Here is a 23,682-nt window from a genome sequence, read left to right as displayed (position 1 = left end):
GAATAATGGATTATGTAGAATTGCAGGTGACGACAAATTTCTCATTTCTTCGGGGCGGTTCGCACCCGGAAGAAATCGTTGAGCGGGCGGCTGAACTGAGGTACAAAGCAATTGCAGTTACTGACCGAAATACTCTCGCAGGAATTGTACGGGCTCATGTGACTGCGCGGGGAAAAAATATCCGTTTTATTCCCGGGTGTCGCCTCGATTTGCTGGATGGACCAAGTTTACTAGCCTATCCAACAAACAATTCAGCCTATTCCAACTTAACAGGATTACTCACTGAAGGCAACCTGTGTGCTGAAAAAGGAGAATGCTATTTGTACCGGACAGACGTTTACAAATACGCTGAAGGTATAAAATTTATTGTCGTTCCTCCGGGGGCGCTGAATGAAGATTTTGATTTTGAACCGGAGTTTATAAAAGTCTTGGAAGAGTACAAAGAAATGTTGGGAGAGAATCTTTATCTTGGTGCAAATTTCTCTTATCATGGTGATGACCATAAGAAATTGTTCCGGCTTTCTCAATTGGGAGAACATTTGAACATCCCGATGGTGGCTACCAACAATGTGTACTACCATGTGTCTGAACGCCGGGAGTTGCAGGATATTCTGACCTGTGTCCGGGAGAAATGTACCATTCATACGGCCGGTTTCAAACTTCATCAGAATGCAGAACGTTACCTGAAGTCTGCGAAGGAGATGCGACGCCTTTTCCGGGATTATCCCAAAGCAATCTACCATGCACAGGAAATAGCAGATGCCTGCCGGTTTTCACTCGATGAGTTAAAATATCTCTATCCGGAAGAAATTACCAGTGAAGGGAGAACACCAATGGAAGAATTGATTCATCTTACCTGGAAAGGGGCGAATGAGCGTTTTGATAATCAGATTTCTGAAGAAATCAAAGCTACTATTGAAATGGAACTGGAATTTATAGGGCGAAAAGATTATGCCTCCTATTTTCTGACAGTATATGATTATGTGCGTGAAGCCAGGAGCAGAGGGATTCTTTGTCAGGGACGTGGTTCAGCGGCCAACTCAGTTGTTTGCTATTGCCTGGGGGTTACCTCTGTCGATCCTTCCAAATTTAATTTATTGTTTGCACGGTTTATGAGCGATGAACGAAACGAACCGCCTGATATTGATGTGGATTTTGAACATGAACGCCGTGAGGAGATCATGCAGTACATTTATGAAAAATATGGACGTGACCGCGCCGGTATTGTTGCTACCGTAACACGAATGCATTGGAAAGGAGCAGTGCGTGATGTGGGAAAAGCTATGGGCTTATCAACCGATGCCATCAATGTTCTTTCCAAGTCGGCGTATGAGTTTACTGAAGACTGGTTTGGAGGGAAAGCTGCACCATCAGAAAGTTTTAATGCCAAAGACCCGCATCTGCGTAAAGTAGTAGAACTTACCTTGCAGTATAAAGGTTTTCCACGACAACTGGGGCAACACACAGGTGGTTTTGTTATTACCAGGGGAAAGCTGCATGAATTGTGTCCCATTTTAAATGCCCGCATGGAGGATCGTACTTGTGTTGAATGGAACAAAGATGATATTGAGGCATTGGGCTTTATGAAAGTGGATGTACTGGCTCTGGGTATGCTGACCTGTATCCGCAAAGCATTTGATCTTGCCAAAGAACATTATAATAAGAATTTCACCTTAGCCAATATTCCACAGGATGATAAAAAGGTTTATGATATGATTGGCCATGCCGATACTCTCGGCGTATTTCAAATTGAAAGCCGTGCACAAATGTCCATGTTACCACGGTTGAAACCTCAAAATTTTTATGACCTTGTTATCGAAGTAGCTATTGTGAGGCCTGGGCCGATACAGGGCGACATGGTACATCCTTATTTGAAAAGACGCAAAGGACTGGAGCCGGTGGTGTATCCTTCCAAAGAACTGGAAGATATTTTAGGACGAACCTTGGGGGTTCCTTTATTTCAGGAACAGGCCATGGAAATTGCCATTGTAGCTGCCGGGTTTACACCCGCTGAAGCTGACGGATTAAGAAGAAGTATGGCTACATTTAAATCAAAAGGTAAAGTAAGCTGGTACCGGGAAAAACTGGTGGGAGGGATGGTAAAAAAAGGCTATGAAAAAGAGTTTGCAGAGCGCGTGTTTAAGCAGATTGAAGGTTTTGGAAGTTATGGTTTTCCCGAAAGCCACGCAGCCAGTTTTGCATTGCTGGTGTACATCTCATCCTGGATTAAATGTTATTATCCCGATATATTTGCTGCGGCACTGCTTAACAGCCAGCCCATGGGTTTCTACCGACCTGCTCAAATTGTTATCGATGCCCGCAGACATGGTGTGGAAGTAAGACCGGTTGATATCAATTATTCCTGCTGGGATAATAGCCTTGAAGAAAAAAGTGGTCGTTATTGTGCTGTTCGGTTGGGATTCCGGCAGGCAAAAGGCCTCAGGGAATATGATATAGAAAGGCTTGTAGCTGGCAGGTCTGTGTCTTACAAAAATATCAATGAATTACTTGATCTTGGCGTTTCACCATCTGCTTTGGAGAGACTTGCCGATGCAGATGCTTTTCGCTCGATTGGTCTGGATCGGAGACAGGCACTGTGGGAAGTTTCTGCTTTGTATGATCATCCCACCGGAATATTCACCGGAACACCTTCTCTAAGTGTAGAGGAAGGAGTTACAACATTGCCGGCAATGACTTCCGGAGAGCACGTGATACAGGACTATGCCAGTATCTCTCTGTCGCTTAAAGCACATCCTGTGAGTTTTCTTCGCCGGAAACTGAATCGCTTTCAGGTTACACCAACTTCAGAATTAAGTAAAATGAAAGATGGCCAAAGGGTTAAAGTGTGTGGCTTAACAACTGTTAGGCAGCGCCCCGGGACGGCTAAAGGTGTAATATTTATTACCATTGAGGATGAAACCGGTTTTGCCAATCTGGTGGTTTGGGCAAAAATTTTTGAAAAATACCGTAAAGTAATTTTGCAATCCCGCTTACTTATGGTCGCAGGTAAACTGCAGATTGAAGGAGAAGTTATTCATGTAGTTGTCAATGAGTGTTTTAATATGAACGAATTGATGAGTATAGAAATGGAAGGACGTAATCTTGGTTCCATGAGTAAACCGATAAATGCTCAAAAAGAGACTAATAAGAAGGAGGCCGAAAACGGGAAATATCATGATAATAAAGTGGTGCAAGGTAAACTCTTTCCTTCAAGGGATTTTAAATAACTGAAGTTCAAAAAACACTTTAGTTTTGTAAAACTTTTTTTAGTGAAGATTCAGCACATTTTTTTGAGAAGACTCCCTGATTAGCAGTTCTGTGGGCATAACAAGTGTTTGATATTTAATGTCGGCTTTTTTGTTGTTGATCTGATGAATAAGCAATTCAGCAGCTTTCTGACCCATTAAAAAACCCGGTTGTTTAACCGTGCTAATAGAAGGAGTGGTTACTCTGGAAAAAGGTTCGTTACTAAATCCCATAACCAGAATATCTTCAGGTATTTTTATTCCCAATTCCTTTAAATAAACAATGGCGCTAAGTGCTGTTGTATCATTAGCACAAAAAATGGCATCTATCTTTTTGTTTTTATCCATTAATTTTCTAATTGCATCTACACCATCATCATGCCTTAAACTATTGTGTATAATAAGTTTTTTATCTGTTTTCAAACCAGCATCTTTCATTGCTTCCAAAAAACCCTGTTTCCGGTCTTCATATATTTTTAAATTGGTTGGACCACCAATGTGTGCTATTTTTTTTGCACCCTGTTCAATTAAATGTTTTGTTACTCTGTAAGCTCCTCCAAAGTCGTCAACTACAATTTTGTGTGCATTGATTTCATCAACGGCCCGGTCGAAAAAAACAAGGGGGATTTTTCTTTCCAAAAAAAGTTCCAAATGCTCAAAGGATTTGGTTTCCATGCCTATTGAAACAATAACGCCATCAACACGATTGTTAAACATGGTTTTTGCAATTTTGGTTTCTTTCTGAAAATTGTCATTCGATTGAGAAATAGAAACAGTATACCCCTGGCTATAGGCAATATCTTCAATACCACTGATGACGGATGAGAAAAAGTGACGGTTTATTAAAGGAACAATAACACCAATCGTATTGGTTCGTTTTGTCCTGAAATTTGCTGCAAGGGTATTGGGACGATACCCCATTTCATTGGCAACCTTTCTTATTTTTTTTCTTGTAGCCTCGCTTATTAGTGGGTTATCGTTTAATGCTCTTGAAACAGTAGACGCTGAAATGTTAAGATATTTAGCAATATCGTGAATTGTCGTTTCTGCCTGTTTAGTCATTATAGTCGATTTGAACTCAAAAATAATAAAAATATTTTTAATTATGCAATCGATTGCATTTTAGTTTTTAGTTTTTTATTTTTGTGAAAATAAAGTTTTTATGCAACTTGAAAACATCAAAAATTAAAAATATAATTATGGCTACTATTTATGAAGAAAGATACAATTATCATCCTGATGATTTTAAAAAGTATGATACTGAACGAATCAGGAAAGAGTTTTTGGTTAAAAAAGTGATGGATCCCGGAAATATCCGGTTGGTGTATTCAATTATTGAGCGTTATATTGTTGGAGGAGCTGTTCCGCTGGAAGAAGGTTTGCTGCTGGAAACAATAGACCCTTTAAAAGCCGATTATTTTTGCGAACGACGTGAAGTTGGTGTGATAAATGTTGCAGGTTCGGGAGTAATCGTTGTTGACGGAACAGAATATAAAATGGATTTTAAAGACGCCATTTATATTGGGAAAGGAAGTAAGGAAGTAATTTTTAAATCGGATGATCCGGCTAATCCGGCCCATTTTTATATCAATTCCGCTCCGGCTCATAAAGAATATCCTGTGAAACATGTTACAATGGCCGATGCTAATGTCCTTCACATGGGATCTTTGGAAACTTCAAATGAAAGAGATATCAATCAATTGCTTATTAGTGGAGTTGTTGAAACCTGCCAGTTGCAGATGGGAATGACTGAGCTAAAAACGGGAAGTGTGTGGAATACAATGCCTCCGCACCAGCACAGCCGTAGGAACGAAGTTTATTTTTATTTTGATGTTCCCGAAAATCAGGCGGTTTGCCATTTTATGGGCCAGCCCGATGAAACCCGCCACATCTGGATGCAAAACGAACAGGCTGTAATTTCTCCCAACTGGTCAATTCATTCAGCTGCAGGAACAAGTAACTACATTTTTATTTGGGGAATGGCTGGCGAGAATTTGGATTACACCGATATGGATGCCATTGATATTAAAGATCTGAAATAGAGAAGTATAAAAAAAACAAAAAATCATGATACAGGAATTATTCGATTTAAAGGGAAAAGTTACATTGATAACCGGCGGAACACACGGAATTGGAATGGCGATAGGAAAAGTTTTGGGAAGTGCCGGTGCAAAGATATGTGTAAACGACATATCGGAAGAAAAACTTGAGAGTTGTAAAAAAGAGTATGCCGAAGCCGGAATTGATGTATATACATTAAAGTTTAATGTTACAGATGAGGATGATGTTGACAGGGAAATTTCGCAAATTGAGAAAGAAGTAGGCGATATTGATATCCTTGTTAATAATGCAGGTATTATAAAACGAATTCCGATTCTCGACATGGCTGTTTCTGACTATAAACAGGTTATCGATGTGGATTTGGTTGCTCCGCTGATTGTTTCAAAAAGAGTGGTACCCAAAATGATTAAAAAACGTGCCGGTAAAATCATCAATATGTGTTCAATGATGAGTGTGTACGGAAGAAATTCGGTTTCAGCCTATGCTTCCGCAAAAGGAGGGTTGAAACTTCTTACTTCCAATATGACATGCGAATGGGCAAAATACAACATTCAGATTAATGGTATTGGTCCAGGGTACATTGCTACCTCGCAAACAGCACCAATCAGAGAAGGTGGTCACCCCTTTAACGATTTGGTTATGACACGTACTCCTGCAGGCCGCTGGGGAGAACCCGAAGATGTCGGGAACGCTGCTTTGTTTTTGGCATCAAAAGCCAGCAATTTTGTAAATGGTCATGTTCTTTATGTCGATGGCGGAATTTTGGCCAACTTTGGTTATGTAAAAGGTGAAAACGATATTCCTGAATAAAATGAAAACAAATTATCTCCTTCTTTTTTTATTGGCTGCTGTTATTTTTTCCTGCAGTAATAATCAACCGTCGATAACTTTGATAAATCCGCTGGATGTTGATAAACCCGACGAAGTTATTATTCTTAGTCGGGAGCAGGTAAATGAAAAAATTTCTCTTAGCGATGAGCAATTGCCTGTTTTTAAAAGTGGGGCAGGAAATCTGGTTCCAAGCCAGGTTGATGATTTAAACGGCGATGGAAATTGGGATGAGGTTGCTGTTCTGCTTGCTTTTGTAGCTAACGAAACCAAAATGCTTACCATTGAACCGGTTTCAGAAAATGAATATCCGTCATTTGAGAAAAGAACAAATCTTCGTTTGGGAATTATCCAGAACGATGGAACTTATAAAGAAGTAGATGCTTATGACGCACTACCATGTACCGAGGGTTTTGAAATTATCGCCCAGGGAGAAAGTGTGAGTTGGGAGAATGATAAAATTGCATTTCGGAATTATTTTGATTGCAGAAATGTAAAGGATTTATTTGGTAAACTATTGCCCGGATTAATTATTGATAAGATTCATACTGAAGAAATTACCAATTATCATGACCTGGATGACTGGGGAATGGATGTTTTGCATTGCGGCAGTTCTCTTGGTTCGGGGGGGATAGCTCTCATGCGGAATGATTCCTTGTTTCGTCTGGGCTCAACAAAAAAATACAGTTATCAGAAATTGACGGAAGGACCGGTGCGTTCTGTTTTTGAACTTCGCTACAGCGGTTGGGAAGTTGATGGAGAAATGCTGGAAGCAGTTGAGCGTATTTCAATTTATCCGGGGAAGTACTGGTTTGAGTCTGATGTGACTGTTAATGGTTGCAGGGAAGGCGATCAGATTGTGACCGGAATTGTAACCAGCATGTTAAAAAGAGAACCGTTTGAATTTCAGGCAGGAGATTTTCAGTGTATCGGTACACACGATGTTCAGTCGCTAAATAACGATGAACTGGGAATGGCTGTTTTGGTTCCTAAAAATGAAATAGGAAAAATTGGAAGAACCACTGACATCAACTTTTTTAAATTGGGCTACCAAACGGTAGTAGAAAAGAGTTTTAGTAATATAATTTCAGAAACATATTACATTGGTCAGAAGTGTAAAGACAAAGTACCCGCAAAACACTATTTTGCTGCGGTGTGGGGATTGGAGAAAGATCAATGGAAAACGGAAGACGGATTTAAGCAATACCTCCAGGAAGAGATGAATAAACTGTCCGGTGAAATTGTGATTCAATAATGTTTTAACGCCATTCAAACAATCTGTTATTTAGAACCATTGCATAAAAAAGATATGGATAAAAGTGCCGGGAGAATTTTCCGGCACTTTTTTTATTTATCCGGTTGAAGAGATCTGTTTACAAAGGATTGAGTAGTTTTCGTTTGGATTTTATCCGGATACTAAAATATTTCTTGATTTTTTTTCAAAGCAATCTTTTCGTTCGGGGAATTTTTTTCAAAGCTCTTTTTAAACAATTCGGCAGGTTTAAACCTTATTGGTTTATAAACTAACTTGTTATAAAGCTAAGATTGTGAACCAAATGAACTCAAAAGAAGCGATATTATATATCCATGGTTCTCACTGTACGGTAAAGAACGAAGCTATTGACCAACTGGAAAAGGACCTTGTAAATGCGAACTCCTTTGCGGATGTCAGTATAGTCACTGAAACAGATATCAGCACAAGTGAAACAGTCAAAAAAGTGCAACTTACCTATCATGATACAAAAAAGGTAAAGGAATTTTATGTTTTTGAAGTGTTTTGGGGAGATTTAAAAAAATCGTTTAGTGAGGAACGACCATTACATCGGTTTTTTAAAAGTACAATGTTAATATCCTACTGGTTGTTTTCAGGTATCTGGCGTGCTATTTTTTTTACTCCCAAAATGGCTTTACCTCTTTTGGGGAGTATGTTGCTGGTGTTAGGCTGGTACCTTAGTCTGCTTTTGATTTTTGCCGACGGACTTAAAAATTATTTGCAGGACTACCAACAACTGGTATGTTTTATCAACTCAATAACCAGCTGGAAAAGCTGGATTGTTTGGAGCGTTTTTACCTTGTTGTTAACTGTTTTTCCAACCGACAGAATCATCAGTATGGCTTATTTTAGCAGGAGTTATTTGCAGGATTCAACCCTTCGCTCTAAAATCAGGGAACGTATTATTACAGTGATGGGAAAAGTTGGAAAAGACGACAGGTTTGATTCCATTCAGATTTTAGCACACAGTTTTGGAAGTATATTAGCTACTGAGTTTTTGTCATATAATAACCTTTTTCCTGAAAATAAAAAGATTCGGGTAGTTACACTGGGTGCCTCTCTAGGTTTTATAATAAACCGTGCCCGTTGGATTGGAGAGGTGCTTTTTCAGGCTCAGAAAAATCCCAATGTTCAGCATTGGCACGATTATTTTTCCTACAAAGATTGGCTTTGTTCGCTTACTCCGAAAGATCCTTTATCCGATAGTTTTGAAAGTATTGAACTTAATCGTAAAGTACCCATCGGGGAGCAGTTGAGCGGACATTCACACCAAATGTATTTTTCGGATGAAATTGTGCTTAAAGAGATTCTGAAACAATGACTTGTTGAGCTGTGATTAATCTATAATTTTACGTTGCCTTCAACCCGGTATCCGTCAGAAACATTGTAAGCGGCCAGGGTATTTTGATGAGACTGAATAACCATATAAACCAGCGGTTCATTTGAGTTACTGCTTAGTGCCCGGCTGCCGTCCACTGATACTTTTACGATTGAACCTTCCCTTATTTGAAAAGTATCATCATCCACCTGAAACTGCCCGCTACCTTTTAAAAACACATAGATTTCCTCGTGTTTAATATGTTTATGTAAAAATGAAATAACTGTTCCGGCTGGTAGTTTCCTGAAAGAAATCTCTGCTCCGGTGGTCTGTAGAAGCTCCCCGATAAATATTCTGCCTTTATCCCTTGTTTTGAATTTGGGATGAATAAACTCATGTTTTGCCAGCTCTGCCAACGGGCCAATATCAACGGCTTTGTAGTTTTTGTTTTCGGAAGTTGTTTTTATCATTTCTATACAGCTTGTCAGTCATCTTTATAAATACACATAAATGTAAGGAAACTTCAGCTAAAATACATCTGTTACAAACCAGAACAAGTTGTGTTATTTGTTTAATTTAGAATCAGAAGAACCAATTTTAAAGTAGCGTAAGCTGAAGTTCGGTTGATTTTCAGGTGATTTTTTTGTAACTTTTGTATTCCGAGTATGCCTGGGTTTGTTGCGATTGCCGGAAGATTATAAACCAAAAATCAGCGGCTTTGAAAAAAAGACAAAGAAATGAGCGTGTTTTGTTTATTGCCTCTGGTATCTTTTTGTTTTCTATATTTCTTATGATGGTGACAACATTACTAGTTATTACTAAAGTAAACGCTGACATTATTCCCAAAGCCTCGGCTATAGCAATTTCAGTCGCAGTTATAATTCATTTGATAATTTTCATGGGTTATGTGAAATTTATCAGGGAAAGCCGGCGCAGAAACAAAAACAGAAACGGAGAATACATCGGTATCGGTGTTGTTATTATCCTACTTGGATTCGTATATTTGGACGGAGCAGTTGCCTACTGGAACCAGGATGACATGTTTGTTGTGTCTGTTCTAATGTTTTCAAGTATATTGTGTAATTTAACTGCCTCAGTTATAACCATTGTACTCTACTATCTAAGACCTCAGAAATAATTTAACTTTAAAACAAACCAATGTCAACTTTTCTTTAGACTTGGTGATGAGATTGTTGTCAATTGGACGGTTTTATGTTTTGATTAACCCGGAAAAGATTATCCGGATCATATTTTTGTTTAGTCTTTGCCAATCTCTCATAGTTATCCCGGTAACTTGCTTTTATGCGTTCCTGACCCTCATCCATAATAAAATTCAGATAAGCACCACCTGAAGAGTAGGGATGCAGGGCTTCCCAGTAGTCTTTTGCCCATTTTTTTATTATTTCGGCATTGGCAGCATCCGGATCAATACCCACAAAAACTCCTGCATATTTGGCATCGCGATAAGCCCACGGAGTATCACTTTTGCCAACACGCCCAGCTGCTCCGCTAATTGGATAGAGGTGCATTTGTGAAAGCTGAGTTGGTATTTCTGAACCAAAATTTTTATGAAGCGTTGCCGCATCAGTGGGAATATCGGTGAAAAAATCGGCTCGCCAGTACCATTGTAACCCGGGAGGCAAAAGCCCGTCAAATAATGTTTGTACAGACGGATAAGGCATTTCTCCCACATGCTCAAATACCGGATTCATAGCCATTACCGGTTCAAATATTTCTTTCCCTTTGGTTACATCTCCGGAGTAGCACCAAACAATAGCACAGAACTTTTTATTATGTAATTGTGGCGGAAATGGTGGCCCGGGAATGATCAGCGTTGCGATAAATCCATTTAATTCATCCGGAGCAGAATGAATAAAATTGTGATACCATTCCATTATTTCTTCCGTTTGTTCCACCGGCCACAAAGTTGGTCCTGCATAAACATTTTTAATGGAGTGTGCCTGAAATTTAAATGAGGTTACAATGCCAAAATTACCTCCACCACCTCTGATTGCCCAGAAAAGATCAGAGTAGTGATTCTTATTTACCGTAACAAAGCTGCCATCGGCCAAAACCATATCAGCTTCCAGCAGATTATCAATGGTTAAGCCACATTTACGTGAAAGATGACCTACTCCACCACCCAAAGTCAAACCTCCCACACCGGTGGTTGATATTATTCCAGCCGGAATGGCCAGTCCAAAAGGATGAGTAGCATGATCAACCTCTCCCCAAACATTTCCTCCTCCAACCCTCACAGTGTTATCAGCTGTATTTACCCGTATAAACTTGATCCCTGAAAGGTCGATTACCAACCCATCATCGCAAATTCCCAGGCCTCCGGCATTGTGTCCGCCTCCCCTGACAGCTACCAGTAAACCGTTTTTCCTTCCAAAATTCACAGATGCTATCACGTCAGCCACATCCACACATTTAACAATCAAACCTGGACGCTTGTCAATCATCCCGTTGTACACCTTTCGGGCTTCATCATAATTTTCACTTTCAGGATAAATCAAGTTACCCCTTATTTGTGTCGCAAATTCTTCAAGGGTTTCCATTCCGATACGTTTTACTAAAGTAGTCATCAGATTTAATTTTTAAGTTAACAACAATCGTTGCTTTTTATACTCTAATGTGAGTTTTAAAAGAGCTAATAATCAGTTGTTATTCAGTTATATATATTCAAATTTACGACAGAATTTAATGAGGGTGTTATCAATTTTGGGTCAATTGATAGCAATTTCGATTCAAAATAAAGACTTATATGTATTTTTTTAAGAAAATGATTCAACCTTCCTGTAATTGCAAATAATCGGTTGGTTTGATACCATATTTTTGGTGAAAGCATTTTGAAAAATAGGATGGGCTACCAAATCCTGTTTCGTAGGCAATCTCAGAGATATTACCTTTTTTTAACCTAAAAAAATGGATGGCTTTCTTTAATCTGTAATCTTTAATAAAAGTATTTGGTGATTTCCCGGTTAATGAAATTATTCTACGATACAATTTTGATTTGCTCATACTTAACGCCCTGGATAAGTCAATTGCCCTGAATTCACTGTTTTTCCAACTTTCTTCCAAACGGTCCATCACCTGGTTCAAAAATTTTTCATCCTCAGGATCTACAGGCTCTACCCGATCAGTCAACAATGCATTTGTTATCTCTTCGTTCTTATATAACTCTTTAACTTCATTTGTTATCAAGATCTTTGCCATGGAGATATAGTACAAACGTTCAGCAGTTTTAACCGTATCATCAAACAGTGTCCTACTATTTGTAACAGGTACCCCGGCACTTAAACCGGTTTTTAGTTTGATATTTATAAAGTCGTGTTTTTCTTTCCATTTATCAAATTCGCGTTGTACTTCTAATGCGCACTTCATGGCGTCAGCAACCGACGCAAAACTAACCATGAAATAATCGTTTGAATGATTTACAATCCTCCCCTTGAATTGTTTTATGGTTGAAAGAGTTGACAAATTAAATTTTTGAATGGATAGATTAAGAACTTCCTTTTTCATATTTAGGAAGGAATATGGTTTTATACCTGTAACCATAATGGCGCGAAAAGCAGGTTCGTTAATAATATTCAGTTCCGTTTTATCTCGATTTTCCGGATCTTCAATTCTGCCAAGGAAAGATTCAACAACATCAGCATCAACTTCAATAATCTGATACGGAACCTGGCCATGCGCATTCTTATGCATAGTTGTTAAACTCTGTTTGTCAGGCGCTTCTATTAAACAGAAAGCCGTTTTTCGCACATCGTCAAACCAGTAGGTTAATCCCCTGCAGTTGTATTTATGCTGAATTTTTAAGTCTTCCTGGTGAAGTTTGGCAACGGTTTCGGCGGTAACATTCTCTGAGACATCGTGTCGATCCATGTAAATTGGCATAGCAGTTTCAATTAAATTTTTACCAACAAGAATCTGCAGGTTAAACCATTTGGCCAAAGAGTTAATTTGTCATGGATTATATTTGTAACATTTGATGTTAATACTTGTTCAATTTTGCATGTTAAAAAAATAGTGATTTTAAATCTGTATTCCCGTTTTTAAGTGGTTAGAATTATTTGCACATTGGTGTTCATTATCAAGAATATTGATACGTAGAAATAATACATTTTTAAGATGGTTTTATTTGTTGAATATATCAGAGGTTTTTAACCAATCTTCAAAGGTCAAAAGCCCCTTAAATTCATTTCTCAATTCACTAATATTTGCCTTCCATCCATCATTTGCATAAAAAACAAGCATTTGTTTTAATGATTTTGGAATAAAGTACTTTGCCATTTTAGGAAACCGGTAAGGCATCATTTTTATGCCTTTTACCTGATTCAATTTATAGAAAAGCTCAGTTACCGTTAATTCGTCTCCTGAAATCTCCATTATCTGCTCTTTGTATTTCTGCGGGTTATCAAATACCATAGAAACAATTCTCCCGATATCCTGAGTGGATATTAACTGGAATGTACCGGTAGAATTGATGTATAAGTTTAATAGTCCGGTAATTAACCGAATGGACTTTGGATGAGCAAATGTTTCCATATACCCCGCCGGCCGGACAATGGTAAATGGTTTCCCGGATTGCCGGAGATGGTCTTCAATTTCCTTTTTCCAGCGAAAATGGTTTATCGCTGAATTTCTATCCACACCTCCCACAGAACTAAACACCACATGTTTAAGATTTGAATTTCTGATTAGAGCTATCAATGTTCTTCCATAAGCTACAGATTTTTTATGGGGTGGCAGCACAAAAAATAATCCGTACGCATCCGTCATTAAATTCTGAAGAGAGTCCTTGTTCTTCAAATCATCGTGGAAGATTGTAAGATTATCTTCATAACGAAGTTTCTCAATTTTTTTTGGATTTCGGGTCAGTGTCCTTACCTGAAAACCTTTGCCTAACAAATTTTTTACTACTTCCCGTCCCTGATTTCCCGATGCTCCGACAACTACAATTATTTTGTTTTTCATACACTCTTTTTTGAATGAAACAACGTTTTGTGAAACGGTTTTATCCAGAGAATCAACAGCGGCGTTATCAGCAGGTCAGATAACAGGGCGGTGGTAATTCCAAGAATAACAAACATTCCCAGATACTGCATCATATTTAACGACGAACTTAAATATACGCTAAACGACAAAATAATAATTACCGAGGTTACGATAACCGCTTTGCCCAAATGCCCGATGGTATCGGTAACAGCATGTTTGTAATCACCCGTTCGGTCCACCTCATTTTTGGCGTGATTAAAAATATGAATGGTATCGTCCACCGCAATCCCCAGGATCATCGGGGCAATGGTTACCGTCAGGAAATCGACCGGAATGTGCAAAAGGCCCATCGTTCCCCCCACCACAACAATGGGCAAAAGATTGGGGATTAATCCAATGAGCCCCAGTTTAATGTTTCCAAACACAAAAGACATCATAATGCTAATCATCAGCAAAGCAATAAACAGTGACTTTATTTGTCCGGTGGCCACCAAATGATTGATGGAAGCCAGCCTGGGCATCCCCCCGGTTATATTAAATTTTGCGTTTGGAAAGAACTTTGCCGATAGCTGTCGTAACTTTTTTATTTCCCTCACGGTTTCCCGGGCATTCATGTTGTTGGTTTCCACTTTTAACCGCAACACATTAAAATCGCTATTTACCCAGTCATACAACTTTGAACCACCGGCCATTTCATAAATCATCAGTAGTTGCGCCACCTGTTCACTGTTTTCGGGCAAACGATAGAATTCAGGAAGGTTATCATTCATTATCCGGTTCATATCTTTAAGAATAGTGAGGATGGAGTTGGTTTTCTTGGTGAGTATAAATTTCGAAACTTCCTTTTCAAATTGATCAAAGTGATTTAACACGTCAATGTCTTTACCCGCTTCCGTGTCAGGAAATTCGATGGAAACATTATAGGAATCAAAAGAACCGATTTTTGTTTTTGCTACATCCAGCATCCGTTTGATATAGGATACTTTCATTCCATACGAACGTTCCGAATCAAAATTAACTTCAAAAGAGGTCAGTCCCAAAGCCATAATCAGGGTAAAAACTAATGTACTCCAAAGAATCGGTTTCTTTCTGCGGGTTACAAACGGCCCAATGGAATAGAGAATTTTATCAGTTTTATTTTCTCTGCTATTTTTTGCTGATGTTTTTTTTAATTTGCTAAAACTCAGCAGACTGGTGATCAGTACAAAAACCATCATATAGATAATCACTACGAGCGAGGCAGAAGTCAATCCCAGCCATTTGATGGGAATTAACCCGATGGTAACAAAGGAAGCAAGTGCGGCAATTGTAGTGAGTGCGGCAAAAAGAGTTGGCCAGCCCGATTTTGCGGTTGCTTCAATTACCGATTCCCTGACATTTCTTTTTTCCTGTAAGGCGCTTTGGTAGTAGTTAAAAAGATGAACAGAATAGCCCAGCGAGATGGACAGCGAAAAGATGATGGGAACGGCAAAAAGGATAGCGTTGATTTTAATTCCCAGGTGCCCCATAATACCAAATACGATGAAAATGGATACAATAGCTGAAGCAATTGGAATAGCTACACCTTTAAATGTCCGGTAAAATAAGGCCAGAAAAACGATTAATACCAGAATAGTTAGCCCCAGCAGTTTTGCTGATTCGTTTCCGGCAAAGGTGAGTTCCTCAAAACTGTAAACAGGCGTTCCCACTGCCCTGAGGTTGTAGTTTTTGTATGAATTGCGGTTCAATATCTCAAGTACTTTTTCACCTACCAGGTTTTCAGGCGATATCCTGCCGGCATTCTTTAAGCTGTCGGGGTAAGGTAAAAGATGAAGCACCAGCCAGGTTTCTGTAAAATTTTCGGAAACAATACGGTTTTTTAAATATGGTTTATCCAGAATCCTTGCTTTGGCTTTTTCCAAATCCTGCTTTGTTGGAGAATCAGGAAGTAAATTCTCTGTAATAATTTCGCTGCTGTCGGCAAAAGTATATTCCAGATTGGCAATGGAAGTTACCTCATCAGCAAACGGAACTTCATTTTCCAAATCATTTCCCAGTTCTTTCAACATCTGAACATTCTCTGCCATAAAAACATCATCGGTTCTAAAATGAATTCCGATAACATCGTCGTTGCCAAAGTACTGTTCAAAATTTTGTTTGTTGATAAACTCTTTGGAACTTTTGGGAAACCAGTTTTCAATAGAGGTGTCGAGCTGGATTTTAGGCAATCCCAAACCGGCAAGTACAAGAACTAAAAAAATAACTCCCAGGTATTTCCACCGGTTATCGATTATATTTTTGCCGGCATGGGCAAACCACTTTTCTTTTTTACTCATCATTTTTATTTGTTGCGATTCCACGAATAGGATATTTTTACATACAGATTGTTGTAGGGATTCAGCAGCCCCAGAATACTGGAACTGTCGTTGTATTTTGTCTGGTCACTCCCGCTTTCTTTGAATGCTGACCACGACAAATAAGAACCAAGCGTAAAATGCAGGGCATTTCCGGGAGAGTAATCAACAGAAGGCATCAGTAAAAGGCTGCCTTGTCGTGTTTTTTCGGCTTTGTCGTAACCTTCGGGTGTAAGCAGGTAGCCCACCAGTGATGGCTTTAACTTCCCGTTAAAAAAGGAAAAGTCAAAATTTATGGTGACACCATGCAGATACGTTTCACTTTGAAATCCAAGCGGCTGAACCAGCGCCCGGTAGTAATATTGTTGCATGTATTCCTCTTGGTCTTGAAATCCAGCCTGCGGAATTCCATTTGGATAATCCGAATAAAAAGAATAATAATAGTCGGGAATCCATTTCCCGGTGTACTGAATGTTTCCGTAAAACCGTTCATTGGGACCAAAAAAGAAATCGGTTCCAAGCACAAAGAACAGATCGTTGCCCCTGTTTTTATAGTCATCCGATTTTTCCTGTTCAGTAATCGAATAACAGGCTTCCAGCCACAAACCAAACCGGCCAATGATGGTCTTTGCATTTCCGCCAAACCGGTGAATTCGCTTTCGCAATAAATCAATTTGGGAAATCCTGTAGGATGAAATGCCCGACAAATAAGAAATAACCTGACTGGCTTCCTCCGCATTTAACGTCTGATTGATTTTGTCTTCCAGCGAACCGGTGATGCCGGGAAAATGCTTTTCTATTGCAATTAGCGGCGTGTAATACGGATCAAAATCATAAACATAACTCAATGAAAAATCAACTTTTGATGAATAAAAATTCAATCTTCCGCCAAAAACGCCCGAACGTAGATCATAGTCAGGTTGGATTTCTGAAATTTGTTTTTCCTGTGCGATTGTTGTTATAGCGGGAATTTGTGCGTTGAAATCAAAATCGGAAATTACGTATTTGGCAAACAATGCATCGGGAATGGCTTCCGGGTAGCTCCAAAAAATATTATCCGATTGTTCGAACGGAATGTATACCGCCTGCATTTTCCAACTGTCGCTGGGAAAATATTCGACCGATGAAGAAAAAACAGGGATCTCTTCCGGCTCAAATCCGGTAATTGTGTAATCCAACGGATTCAGATTATTGGTTGGGTTAATATGATCGGCCATTCCCCAGGAATACTTTTGTAATCCGAATGTCCAGTTCATCTTGCGGGTGGAATACCGGATATAATTTTCTTTTGGAATTAATAAAACAGCATCCTCCTGATTGCCCGATTCAGGCAAAAAAAAGCGCAAATCCCATTCAGATACCAATCGGATATTTTTCTGCGACAGGTTTACACCAAACCGGTTTAAAGATCTTGGAGAAGTCAACGGATACTGAAAATCGCTACTGTTCGCAAGAGGAAAATGAAAATACAATTCATGCTCGCCTTTAAACTGAAAATGAAACTCATTATCGGTAATGAGTTGTGCTTTTGCATCTAAACTCCAAATCCAGAGAAAAAATAAAACAACACTGAAATTCCTGACTGTGAACATTGTATTGGCTTTGAGACTAATTCCCCAGGTATTTTACTGTGAATATATCCGGCGAAATTCCTGTGTTTATTTGGTTTCGGATAAGGTGATATTCTGTAGAATGTTTTTGTTGTACATTGGTTATGGTCATATCCACCGGTAAAATAATGCCATCATCAGTTTTGGTTTTATTCACCACCAGCGTTTTAAGCAAGCGACCTTTTTCATCGTACATTTCGCTTTTATACACAAAATAATCGGCGGCATTTACCCAGTGAGTGGTTTTGGAGTATGGCGCATTTTTGTCTTTCGGTGTGGACTCAATAATGTAATAATTTTGCCCGTCCCATTCTTTTTCACCATCAAAACGGTATGTAAATTCATCGAGATCGTGGTCTTCCAGGTCGTAAAAATAAATATCCGATCCCAAAAATTTACCTGTCTTTCCTGAACTGGATATTTTCCTTGATTTGCCAAAAGAAGGCAAATACAGCCGCTGGTCATCCTCCCCGGTTTGTGCGATGGAAAGCAGCCGCATTCCTGTAATATCGGCCGGCGAAACTACTTCTATCAGCGAATTGTAACCAAAGCTTGTTTTTAGCGTGTACGAATCGAGTGAACGATGAATCGTATTCCCCCTTTTATCTTTGAGCAATAACTCTATTCTTGCCTGATTATCTGTTGGCTCGGGTAAGGCATCATTTTTCTTCATTATCTCAAATGCACTTTCATCCTGGGCTTGCAAAGAAGGGATTGTGTGACTTCCGATAATAAATAAAAGTAAAATCCTGACAGGTATAAATTTCATAATTAAAACGTTTAAAATCTATACCAGCAAAAGTAGTTTGCAAGAGAAGCCCGGTACAACCCGAAGAGCAAGTAAGGCTGCCCCGAAAATTTGAAAAGGAACCCGGTTTTTTACTTTTTGAGCTGGCCGGGAGTAATTCCAAATTCGTTTTTAAAAGCGTTGGCAAAATGGCTCATATTGGAATAGCCTACCATGTAACCTGCTTCAGAAACCGAAAGTTCTCTGGTTTCAATCAGTTCCTTGGCTTTTAGCATTCGTTGCTGACGTAGATAACCGTAAATGGTATTGTCAAAAAGTTCCTTAAATCCCAGGCGGAGTTTATATTCATTCATCCCAACCAAATGTGCCAGTTCAACAATTCCGGGAGGATTCTCCAGCCTCTCCTTCAGAATGGTTTGCGCTTCAAAAATTTGTGTTTGTTCTCTTTTTGTCAGTGAGTTTTTTTGTGATTCCTTATCTTCCTCTGCTTTAAAAAACAGGGCAATCAGTTCGAGTACTTTGCTTTCCAGGTAGATACATTTTAGCTTTCCTGTAAATTGGTTGTTTTCCAGTGCATTCATTCCCAACATAATTTCAGGAGTAAGCGTTTCAATTCGCAATAGAAGTTCTTCCACAAAAGCATTTTTTTCTCCACTTTTTCGATGTTCAATCAAGGTTTGCAAATGCTTTTCAATAAATTCGGGAAAAATAAAAATGCTCACCAAATCAGTGGTTTTTTCAGGTAAAAATGTATGGATTTCATGAACGGCAGAAGAAATCAGGTATCCTCCATTCTGTATTTTAATTTCCTTCTTTTCTTTTTCAGAATACAACCGAACAAATCCTCCCAACTCTTTAAAAAAGATTAGTGCGTAAGCCGGAATTCGTTTATTGTGATTATAGGTTATTTCCAGTTCTTCCTTTAATTCTAAACCTTTGGCGATGGCCAGTCCCATTCCATTGGTCACTTCCCTGAACCAAATACTTCCTTTTCCGTGTGTTGGAGAAACTTCAATCTTTCTGTCCTCTTTTTTCTCATTTACGGTTAAATCTATTGATTTTCCAAAATGTGTAAACAAGCCGGCAAGATTCTCAAAAGGTGTATTTAGCGTGATTTTCATTTAGCGATTACAATAAAGATGTAAAAATAATGAATCGCAGATAAAGTCTGGAAATAAAAGCAAATATAAAAAAGGATTCTCCAAAAGTCGGAGAATCCTTTTTCTACTATAAGACAGTGCTTTTTTATGTTTCTTCTTCGCCAATTTCTTCGGCAGAGGTGGTTATCCACTTCCTCGTGCCAACATCAACATAATACAAGGGTTTTTCGTTACGAAATACATCAGCCAGATAAACTGCATCTTCGTGAGGCGGGAACCAGTTTTGGTTTCTCCAGTTTCCATCTACCTTATAGTGAAAAATCACCCAAGGTTTGTTGTTGGTCATGTCGTACCGAAGTACATAGTTTTCAATTTTGTAAACAGCCATAACTTTTTGATTTAAGGTTGGTAATATCATATAAGTTACAAAAAATGAAAGAAAATTAAAAACTTTCTTTTAAGCCACTGGCTCCGATTTTGTACTTATATATTTTTGTGTCCACGGGCAGAAAACCAGACATTTTATACAGGTTGTACACTGGTTTACATCGATAATCTTTTCGCGTTCCAGTCCGGGTTTCCAGTTGTTTCCATGTAAAGCACCGTCGGCACAAACATCTACACAAACTTTACAATTTCCACAGGAAGATGTTGGCAGAGGAAAAGCTTTGGTTTTTAATGGTGCGTCGGTTAACACGGTACACATGGAAATAGCGCTTCCAAAATCCCGGGTTACCAACAGATTGTGTTTGCCAATCCAACCCAGTCCGGCCAGGAGGGCAACGGTTTTGTGGGGCAGGGGAGTGCGGTTGTTGTTAAAATCATAAAAGCCTGTGTCTGCAATGTTTTTCTCCGATTGCGAATAGGCTTTATAGCCCTTGTTCGTGAGAAAATTCGCCATAAAATCTGCTATTGTATCGGTTTGTTTTTCTTTTATTTCGAACTCGTCGTTTTTAACAATTTTAGTTCGAATTTTTTCCGCAACATAATCAGGATTAAGCGTAATCTCTCCAAGATATTTTCGCGATAAAATCATTCCAACTAAAATGGCAACAGGAAAATTTTTATTGTGCTTTTTATGCAGATGCGAAATATCAACAAAATGAGCAAGATCTGCTCCACGGGATTTTAGTTCGTTTTGAATTTCACTTTCAAGGTTCATCAGGCTGTTTTTTCAGCAATAAAAGTAGTTGTTGCCGTTTATAATTACAAACTCAGATTTATTCGTTCATATTTTATGACATATAAGCGGGGAAACTTCTTTTGTTTTGTTTATCTTTTCTTTTGATAAACATAAGGGGTATAAATGAGGTTTACGTCAGGTAAAATATTCTAATTAAAACAACCGGGCTAATGCATAGATCTAATTTCAAATGGGCTTTTTTTTCTTATGGACATAATCTGGGCGATTTTACACGTGCTCTGGAAACCGCAATTGGTATGAAAAAAACAGGAGCCAGGGTAAAATTTTTTAATCATGGCGGGATACACAATAAGTATATTGCAGAAGCAGGAATTGATGAGAAAAATCTTCAGCCTGAACTAACGTGGGAGCAGCACAAGGTTATAATGGATATTAACCGTTATAAAGCTGCTGTCGGGACACCTCTTCCGATATCAAAAGAACAATGGATAAAAATGGCCGAGGCCGATTTAAAAGCTTTTGGCGATTTTCAGCCAGATGGTGTATATGCCGGGTTAAACCTGAGTTGTATGATATCGGTTCCGTATGCCAAATTGCCTATGGTTACGCAGGTGCCAACGGTCAATTGTCCGGCTTTTATTCACCACGAAATGTACAATATGCCCAACACGATGGAGCGGAATTTTTTTATGCGGTATGTTTTACCTGGTGTAGTCAAACGAAAAATTATGAAGAAAGTGTTGCTGGGAGATTCTGCCAAAGCATCACTTACTACTTTTAATGAGGCAAGGGCACATTTTGGATTAAAACCAATTTATAATATTACTGATTTGTTTAGAGGCGACATTACTTTGTTGCCTGATTTGCCCGTATTAAGCGGTTTGGCTGAAGATGATCTCACTCCCGGATATTATTATACAGGGCCTATATTTTCAAGGATTGATTTTTTACTTGATAACAGAATAAAAAAAGTATTTGCCCGGCCCGGTATCAATGTTTATTGTTCGTTAGGAAGTTCGGGATATCCGGAAACGCTCAGGTTGATTGTAAAAGCACTGAGAAAGAATCCTGCCTTAAATGTGGTTTGCTCTACTACAACGATTATGGATCCTGGTGAATTGGGGAGACGAACAGACAATTTTTTTGCCACCCGTTTTTTGCCCGCTGCCCAGGTGACTGAAATGGCTGATATAGCTGTTCTTCATGGCGGGCAGGGAACCATTCAAACGGCTGCCTGGGCAGGAACACCGGTTGTCGGCATCGGTTTTCAGGCGGAACAACAGGCCAATATTGATGGGATTGCACGCAGAGGAATGGCGATTCGGATTCCGCTTTATGCCGTCTCGGAGAAACGGATTTTAAAAACGGTAAAAGAGATCTCAAAAGAGAAGTACCGGAGAAAAGCAGCAAACATACGGAAACAGGTTCGGGCTGTAGACGGTGTTCAGAAGTCGGTGGAACTGATGAATAAATTGTTAGAGGGATCTTTGCCGGAGAGCCGCTGAAATGTGCCCCCGGCTTGTTAACTGCTTTTATTTAAACAATACATCAAAAAGCAATATTGTGTTACAACCTTAGTTCGGCCAGATCTTTTGTTGTAACAGGCATGGCGATAATTTTCCGGTTTTTGTCGATGACAAACAGCGTCGGTGTGGCGTAAATGTTGTAATCGGTCGCTACTTGCCCGTCCCACTTCTGTAAATCGGAAACGTTAAACCATGCGCCGGTTTTTAGATTTGCTATTGCATTTTTCCATTCTTCAGCTGAGGTATCAAGCGAAATAGCAACTACTTCAACAGGAGTATTTTGTTGTTTTATCCAGCTTTTGATGTAAGGAATCATTTCGTTGCAATGCGGGCACCAACTTGCCCAAAACAACAATAAGGTTTTCTCTTTTTGTACTTCGGAAAGTGTAACCGGATCTCCGTTAATGTCGTTAAGTGTAAAATCCGGAACTTCAGTTCCGGGGCTCATCTTATACAACAACAACTTTCTTTCCAGCGTTGTTTTTTCGTCGGTTTTACAAACCGTTTCCGCATAATTCTCACCGATGTAAGAAAGGACATTACCCATCTGTAAAACCTCAAAACCATGAATTAAATAATCAAGGATAAATTCATACACTTTTGGATTTTGATTTGTTGCCGGAAGAACTATATCCACTGCTTTTTTATATTCATTTTCACGTTGTACCGGCGTATAATTTTTTTGATTAAAGCTTACCAGATAACTAAAAATAATGTCGGTATACACCTGTGAATAGACCAGCGTATCATTGGTAAAATCTTTGTTTCTCAGGTATTCTGTTTGAAATATTTTTTTTCTCAGTTCTGGGCTCAGGTAGCCATCCAGAAAAGGTTCCCTAAAGAGCAGGATCATTTTTGAAGCCAGCAGTTCATTGTTTTTATCTGTAATTTCTGAAATAAATTCATCACGACGTTTTTGTAATCGGTTATAGCTTTCAATGGAAGCGGCCAATTTTTCAGAATTGCTTTTCCCGGAGTAGTAATCTACCTCCTTCTCAACGGTATTTAATTCTTCCCTGAATAAAATTTCCCGTCTTTTGAACTCATGCCATACCCTGTTTTCTTCCGATAAAATAACCTGTAGCTTATCTTCCGGCGCGTTAAAGTCTGTTTCCAGAATGATATTCTCTTTGTTAAAAATAAGATCGAGTTGTTGGGGAGCTTCATTCATGACTTTAGCAACCAGGGTTTGTCCCAAAATTAAACGGTATACTCCCGCATGAGCATTTCCGGGAAAGGTAAACCTAACCACCTTATTTACTGCTTGTACACTGTCAATTGGAGTGAATTTGTCGCCCTTTACCTCACCTAAGGTAATTACATTATCCGGCTGATTTTCTATTGTAATTTCCAGTGTAAAGTCTTGTGCCAATAGCTGACTTGAAAAAAGCAAAATTAATGTTAGGCAAGTTAAAATATGAATTAGGTTTTTATTCATCGAACAAGGATTAGGGCGCTAAATTTAGCAAAAACATATAAACTTCTTCGAAGTAGA

19 protein-coding genes are annotated in these 23,682 nt (G+C 38.9%); 7 read left to right on the top strand and 12 right to left on the bottom strand.

Features of this window, described 5'->3' with window-relative positions:
• The first annotated feature begins 5 nt into the window (after positions 1–5).
• A complete protein-coding gene (locus tag GM418_RS03240; protein ID WP_158863099.1) occupies positions 6–3,227 on the top strand; it encodes an error-prone DNA polymerase in 3,222 nt (1,073 codons plus the stop codon).
• A gap of 39 nt (positions 3,228–3,266) precedes the next feature.
• Here the strand turns inward: GM418_RS03240 and GM418_RS03235 are convergent, their stop codons facing one another.
• A complete protein-coding gene (locus GM418_RS03235) occupies positions 3,267–4,307 on the bottom strand; it encodes a LacI family DNA-binding transcriptional regulator (RefSeq protein WP_158863097.1) in 1,041 nt (346 codons plus the stop codon).
• Positions 4,308–4,444: 137 nt separating this feature from the next.
• On the opposite strand from GM418_RS03235, the gene kduI reads away from it, so the two are divergent.
• The 4 genes from kduI (at position 4,445) to GM418_RS03215 (ending at position 8,728) form a co-directional block, all read left to right on the top strand.
• Entirely contained in the window at positions 4,445–5,287 is an 843-nt protein-coding gene (gene kduI, locus GM418_RS03230) for a 5-dehydro-4-deoxy-D-glucuronate isomerase (protein WP_158863095.1), read from the top strand.
• Between the two features lie 25 nt (positions 5,288–5,312).
• Positions 5,313–6,116: a gluconate 5-dehydrogenase gene (locus GM418_RS03225; protein WP_158863093.1), complete on the top strand. Its 804-nt coding sequence runs from the start codon at positions 5,313–5,315 to the stop codon at positions 6,114–6,116.
• 1 nt (position 6,117) lies between these two features.
• Positions 6,118–7,389: a DUF4861 domain-containing protein gene (locus GM418_RS03220; RefSeq protein ID WP_158863091.1), complete on the top strand. Its 1,272-nt coding sequence runs from the start codon at positions 6,118–6,120 to the stop codon at positions 7,387–7,389.
• Between the two features lie 301 nt (positions 7,390–7,690).
• Positions 7,691–8,728, top strand: coding sequence for a hypothetical protein (locus GM418_RS03215; RefSeq protein WP_158863089.1), 1,038 nt, complete (start codon positions 7,691–7,693; stop codon positions 8,726–8,728).
• A 20-nt stretch (positions 8,729–8,748) separates the two neighbouring features.
• On the opposite strand, the gene GM418_RS03210 is transcribed toward GM418_RS03215, so the two are convergent.
• Entirely contained in the window at positions 8,749–9,195 is a 447-nt protein-coding gene (locus GM418_RS03210) for a cupin domain-containing protein (protein WP_246222814.1), read from the bottom strand.
• Between the two features lie 248 nt (positions 9,196–9,443).
• On the opposite strand from GM418_RS03210, the gene GM418_RS03205 reads away from it, so the two are divergent.
• Positions 9,444–9,863: a hypothetical protein gene (locus GM418_RS03205; RefSeq protein ID WP_158863087.1), complete on the top strand. Its 420-nt coding sequence runs from the start codon at positions 9,444–9,446 to the stop codon at positions 9,861–9,863.
• A gap of 58 nt (positions 9,864–9,921) precedes the next feature.
• Here GM418_RS03205 and GM418_RS03200 read toward each other — a convergent pair whose 3' ends face one another.
• The 9 genes from GM418_RS03200 to GM418_RS03160 all read right to left on the bottom strand — a co-directional run bounded on the left by GM418_RS03200 (position 9,922) and on the right by GM418_RS03160 (position 20,679).
• Positions 9,922–11,313: an FAD-binding oxidoreductase gene (locus tag GM418_RS03200; RefSeq protein ID WP_158863085.1), complete on the bottom strand. Its 1,392-nt coding sequence runs from the start codon at positions 11,311–11,313 to the stop codon at positions 9,922–9,924.
• 202 nt (positions 11,314–11,515) lie between these two features.
• Positions 11,516–12,625: a nickel-binding protein gene (locus tag GM418_RS03195; protein WP_158863083.1), complete on the bottom strand. Its 1,110-nt coding sequence runs from the start codon at positions 12,623–12,625 to the stop codon at positions 11,516–11,518.
• Positions 12,626–12,865: 240 nt separating this feature from the next.
• A complete protein-coding gene (locus GM418_RS03190; RefSeq protein WP_158863081.1) occupies positions 12,866–13,705 on the bottom strand; it encodes an NmrA family NAD(P)-binding protein in 840 nt (279 codons plus the stop codon).
• Positions 13,702–16,044, bottom strand: coding sequence for an efflux RND transporter permease subunit (locus tag GM418_RS03185; protein ID WP_158863079.1), 2,343 nt, complete (start codon positions 16,042–16,044; stop codon positions 13,702–13,704). Before GM418_RS03185 ends, GM418_RS03190 begins: the two co-directional genes overlap by 4 nt.
• Before the next feature lie 2 nt (positions 16,045–16,046).
• On the bottom strand, positions 16,047–17,651 hold the full coding sequence (locus tag GM418_RS03180) for a hypothetical protein (RefSeq protein WP_158863077.1): 1,605 nt from the start codon (positions 17,649–17,651) through the stop codon (positions 16,047–16,049).
• Between the two features lie 16 nt (positions 17,652–17,667).
• The gene (locus GM418_RS03175) at positions 17,668–18,438 is read right to left on the bottom strand and encodes an outer membrane lipoprotein-sorting protein (protein WP_158863075.1); all 771 of its coding nucleotides are present in this window, start codon (positions 18,436–18,438) and stop codon (positions 17,668–17,670) included.
• Between the two features lie 110 nt (positions 18,439–18,548).
• The gene (locus tag GM418_RS03170) at positions 18,549–19,538 is read right to left on the bottom strand and encodes a helix-turn-helix transcriptional regulator (RefSeq protein WP_158863073.1); all 990 of its coding nucleotides are present in this window, start codon (positions 19,536–19,538) and stop codon (positions 18,549–18,551) included.
• 124 nt (positions 19,539–19,662) lie between these two features.
• On the bottom strand, positions 19,663–19,905 hold the full coding sequence (locus GM418_RS03165; protein ID WP_158863071.1) for a hypothetical protein: 243 nt from the start codon (positions 19,903–19,905) through the stop codon (positions 19,663–19,665).
• 69 nt (positions 19,906–19,974) lie between these two features.
• Positions 19,975–20,679 (bottom strand): epoxyqueuosine reductase, encoded by a 705-nt coding sequence (locus GM418_RS03160; protein WP_158863069.1) that lies wholly within the window; start codon positions 20,677–20,679, stop codon positions 19,975–19,977.
• A gap of 191 nt (positions 20,680–20,870) precedes the next feature.
• Between GM418_RS03160 and GM418_RS03155 the strand changes: the two genes are divergently transcribed.
• Positions 20,871–22,166 (top strand): glycosyltransferase, encoded by a 1,296-nt coding sequence (locus GM418_RS03155; RefSeq protein WP_158863067.1) that lies wholly within the window; start codon positions 20,871–20,873, stop codon positions 22,164–22,166.
• Between the two features lie 61 nt (positions 22,167–22,227).
• Here the strand turns inward: GM418_RS03155 and GM418_RS03150 are convergent, their stop codons facing one another.
• Entirely contained in the window at positions 22,228–23,625 is a 1,398-nt protein-coding gene (locus tag GM418_RS03150) for a TlpA family protein disulfide reductase (RefSeq protein WP_158863065.1), read from the bottom strand.
• Positions 23,626–23,682 lie beyond the last annotated feature (57 nt).

It is taken from the genome of Maribellus comscasis (genome assembly GCF_009762775.1).
GTDB classification, from domain to species: domain Bacteria; phylum Bacteroidota; class Bacteroidia; order Bacteroidales; family Prolixibacteraceae; genus Draconibacterium; species Draconibacterium comscasis.
Note: the sequence above shows the minus strand (reverse complement) of the source record. Positions and strands in the feature narration are given on the sequence as shown.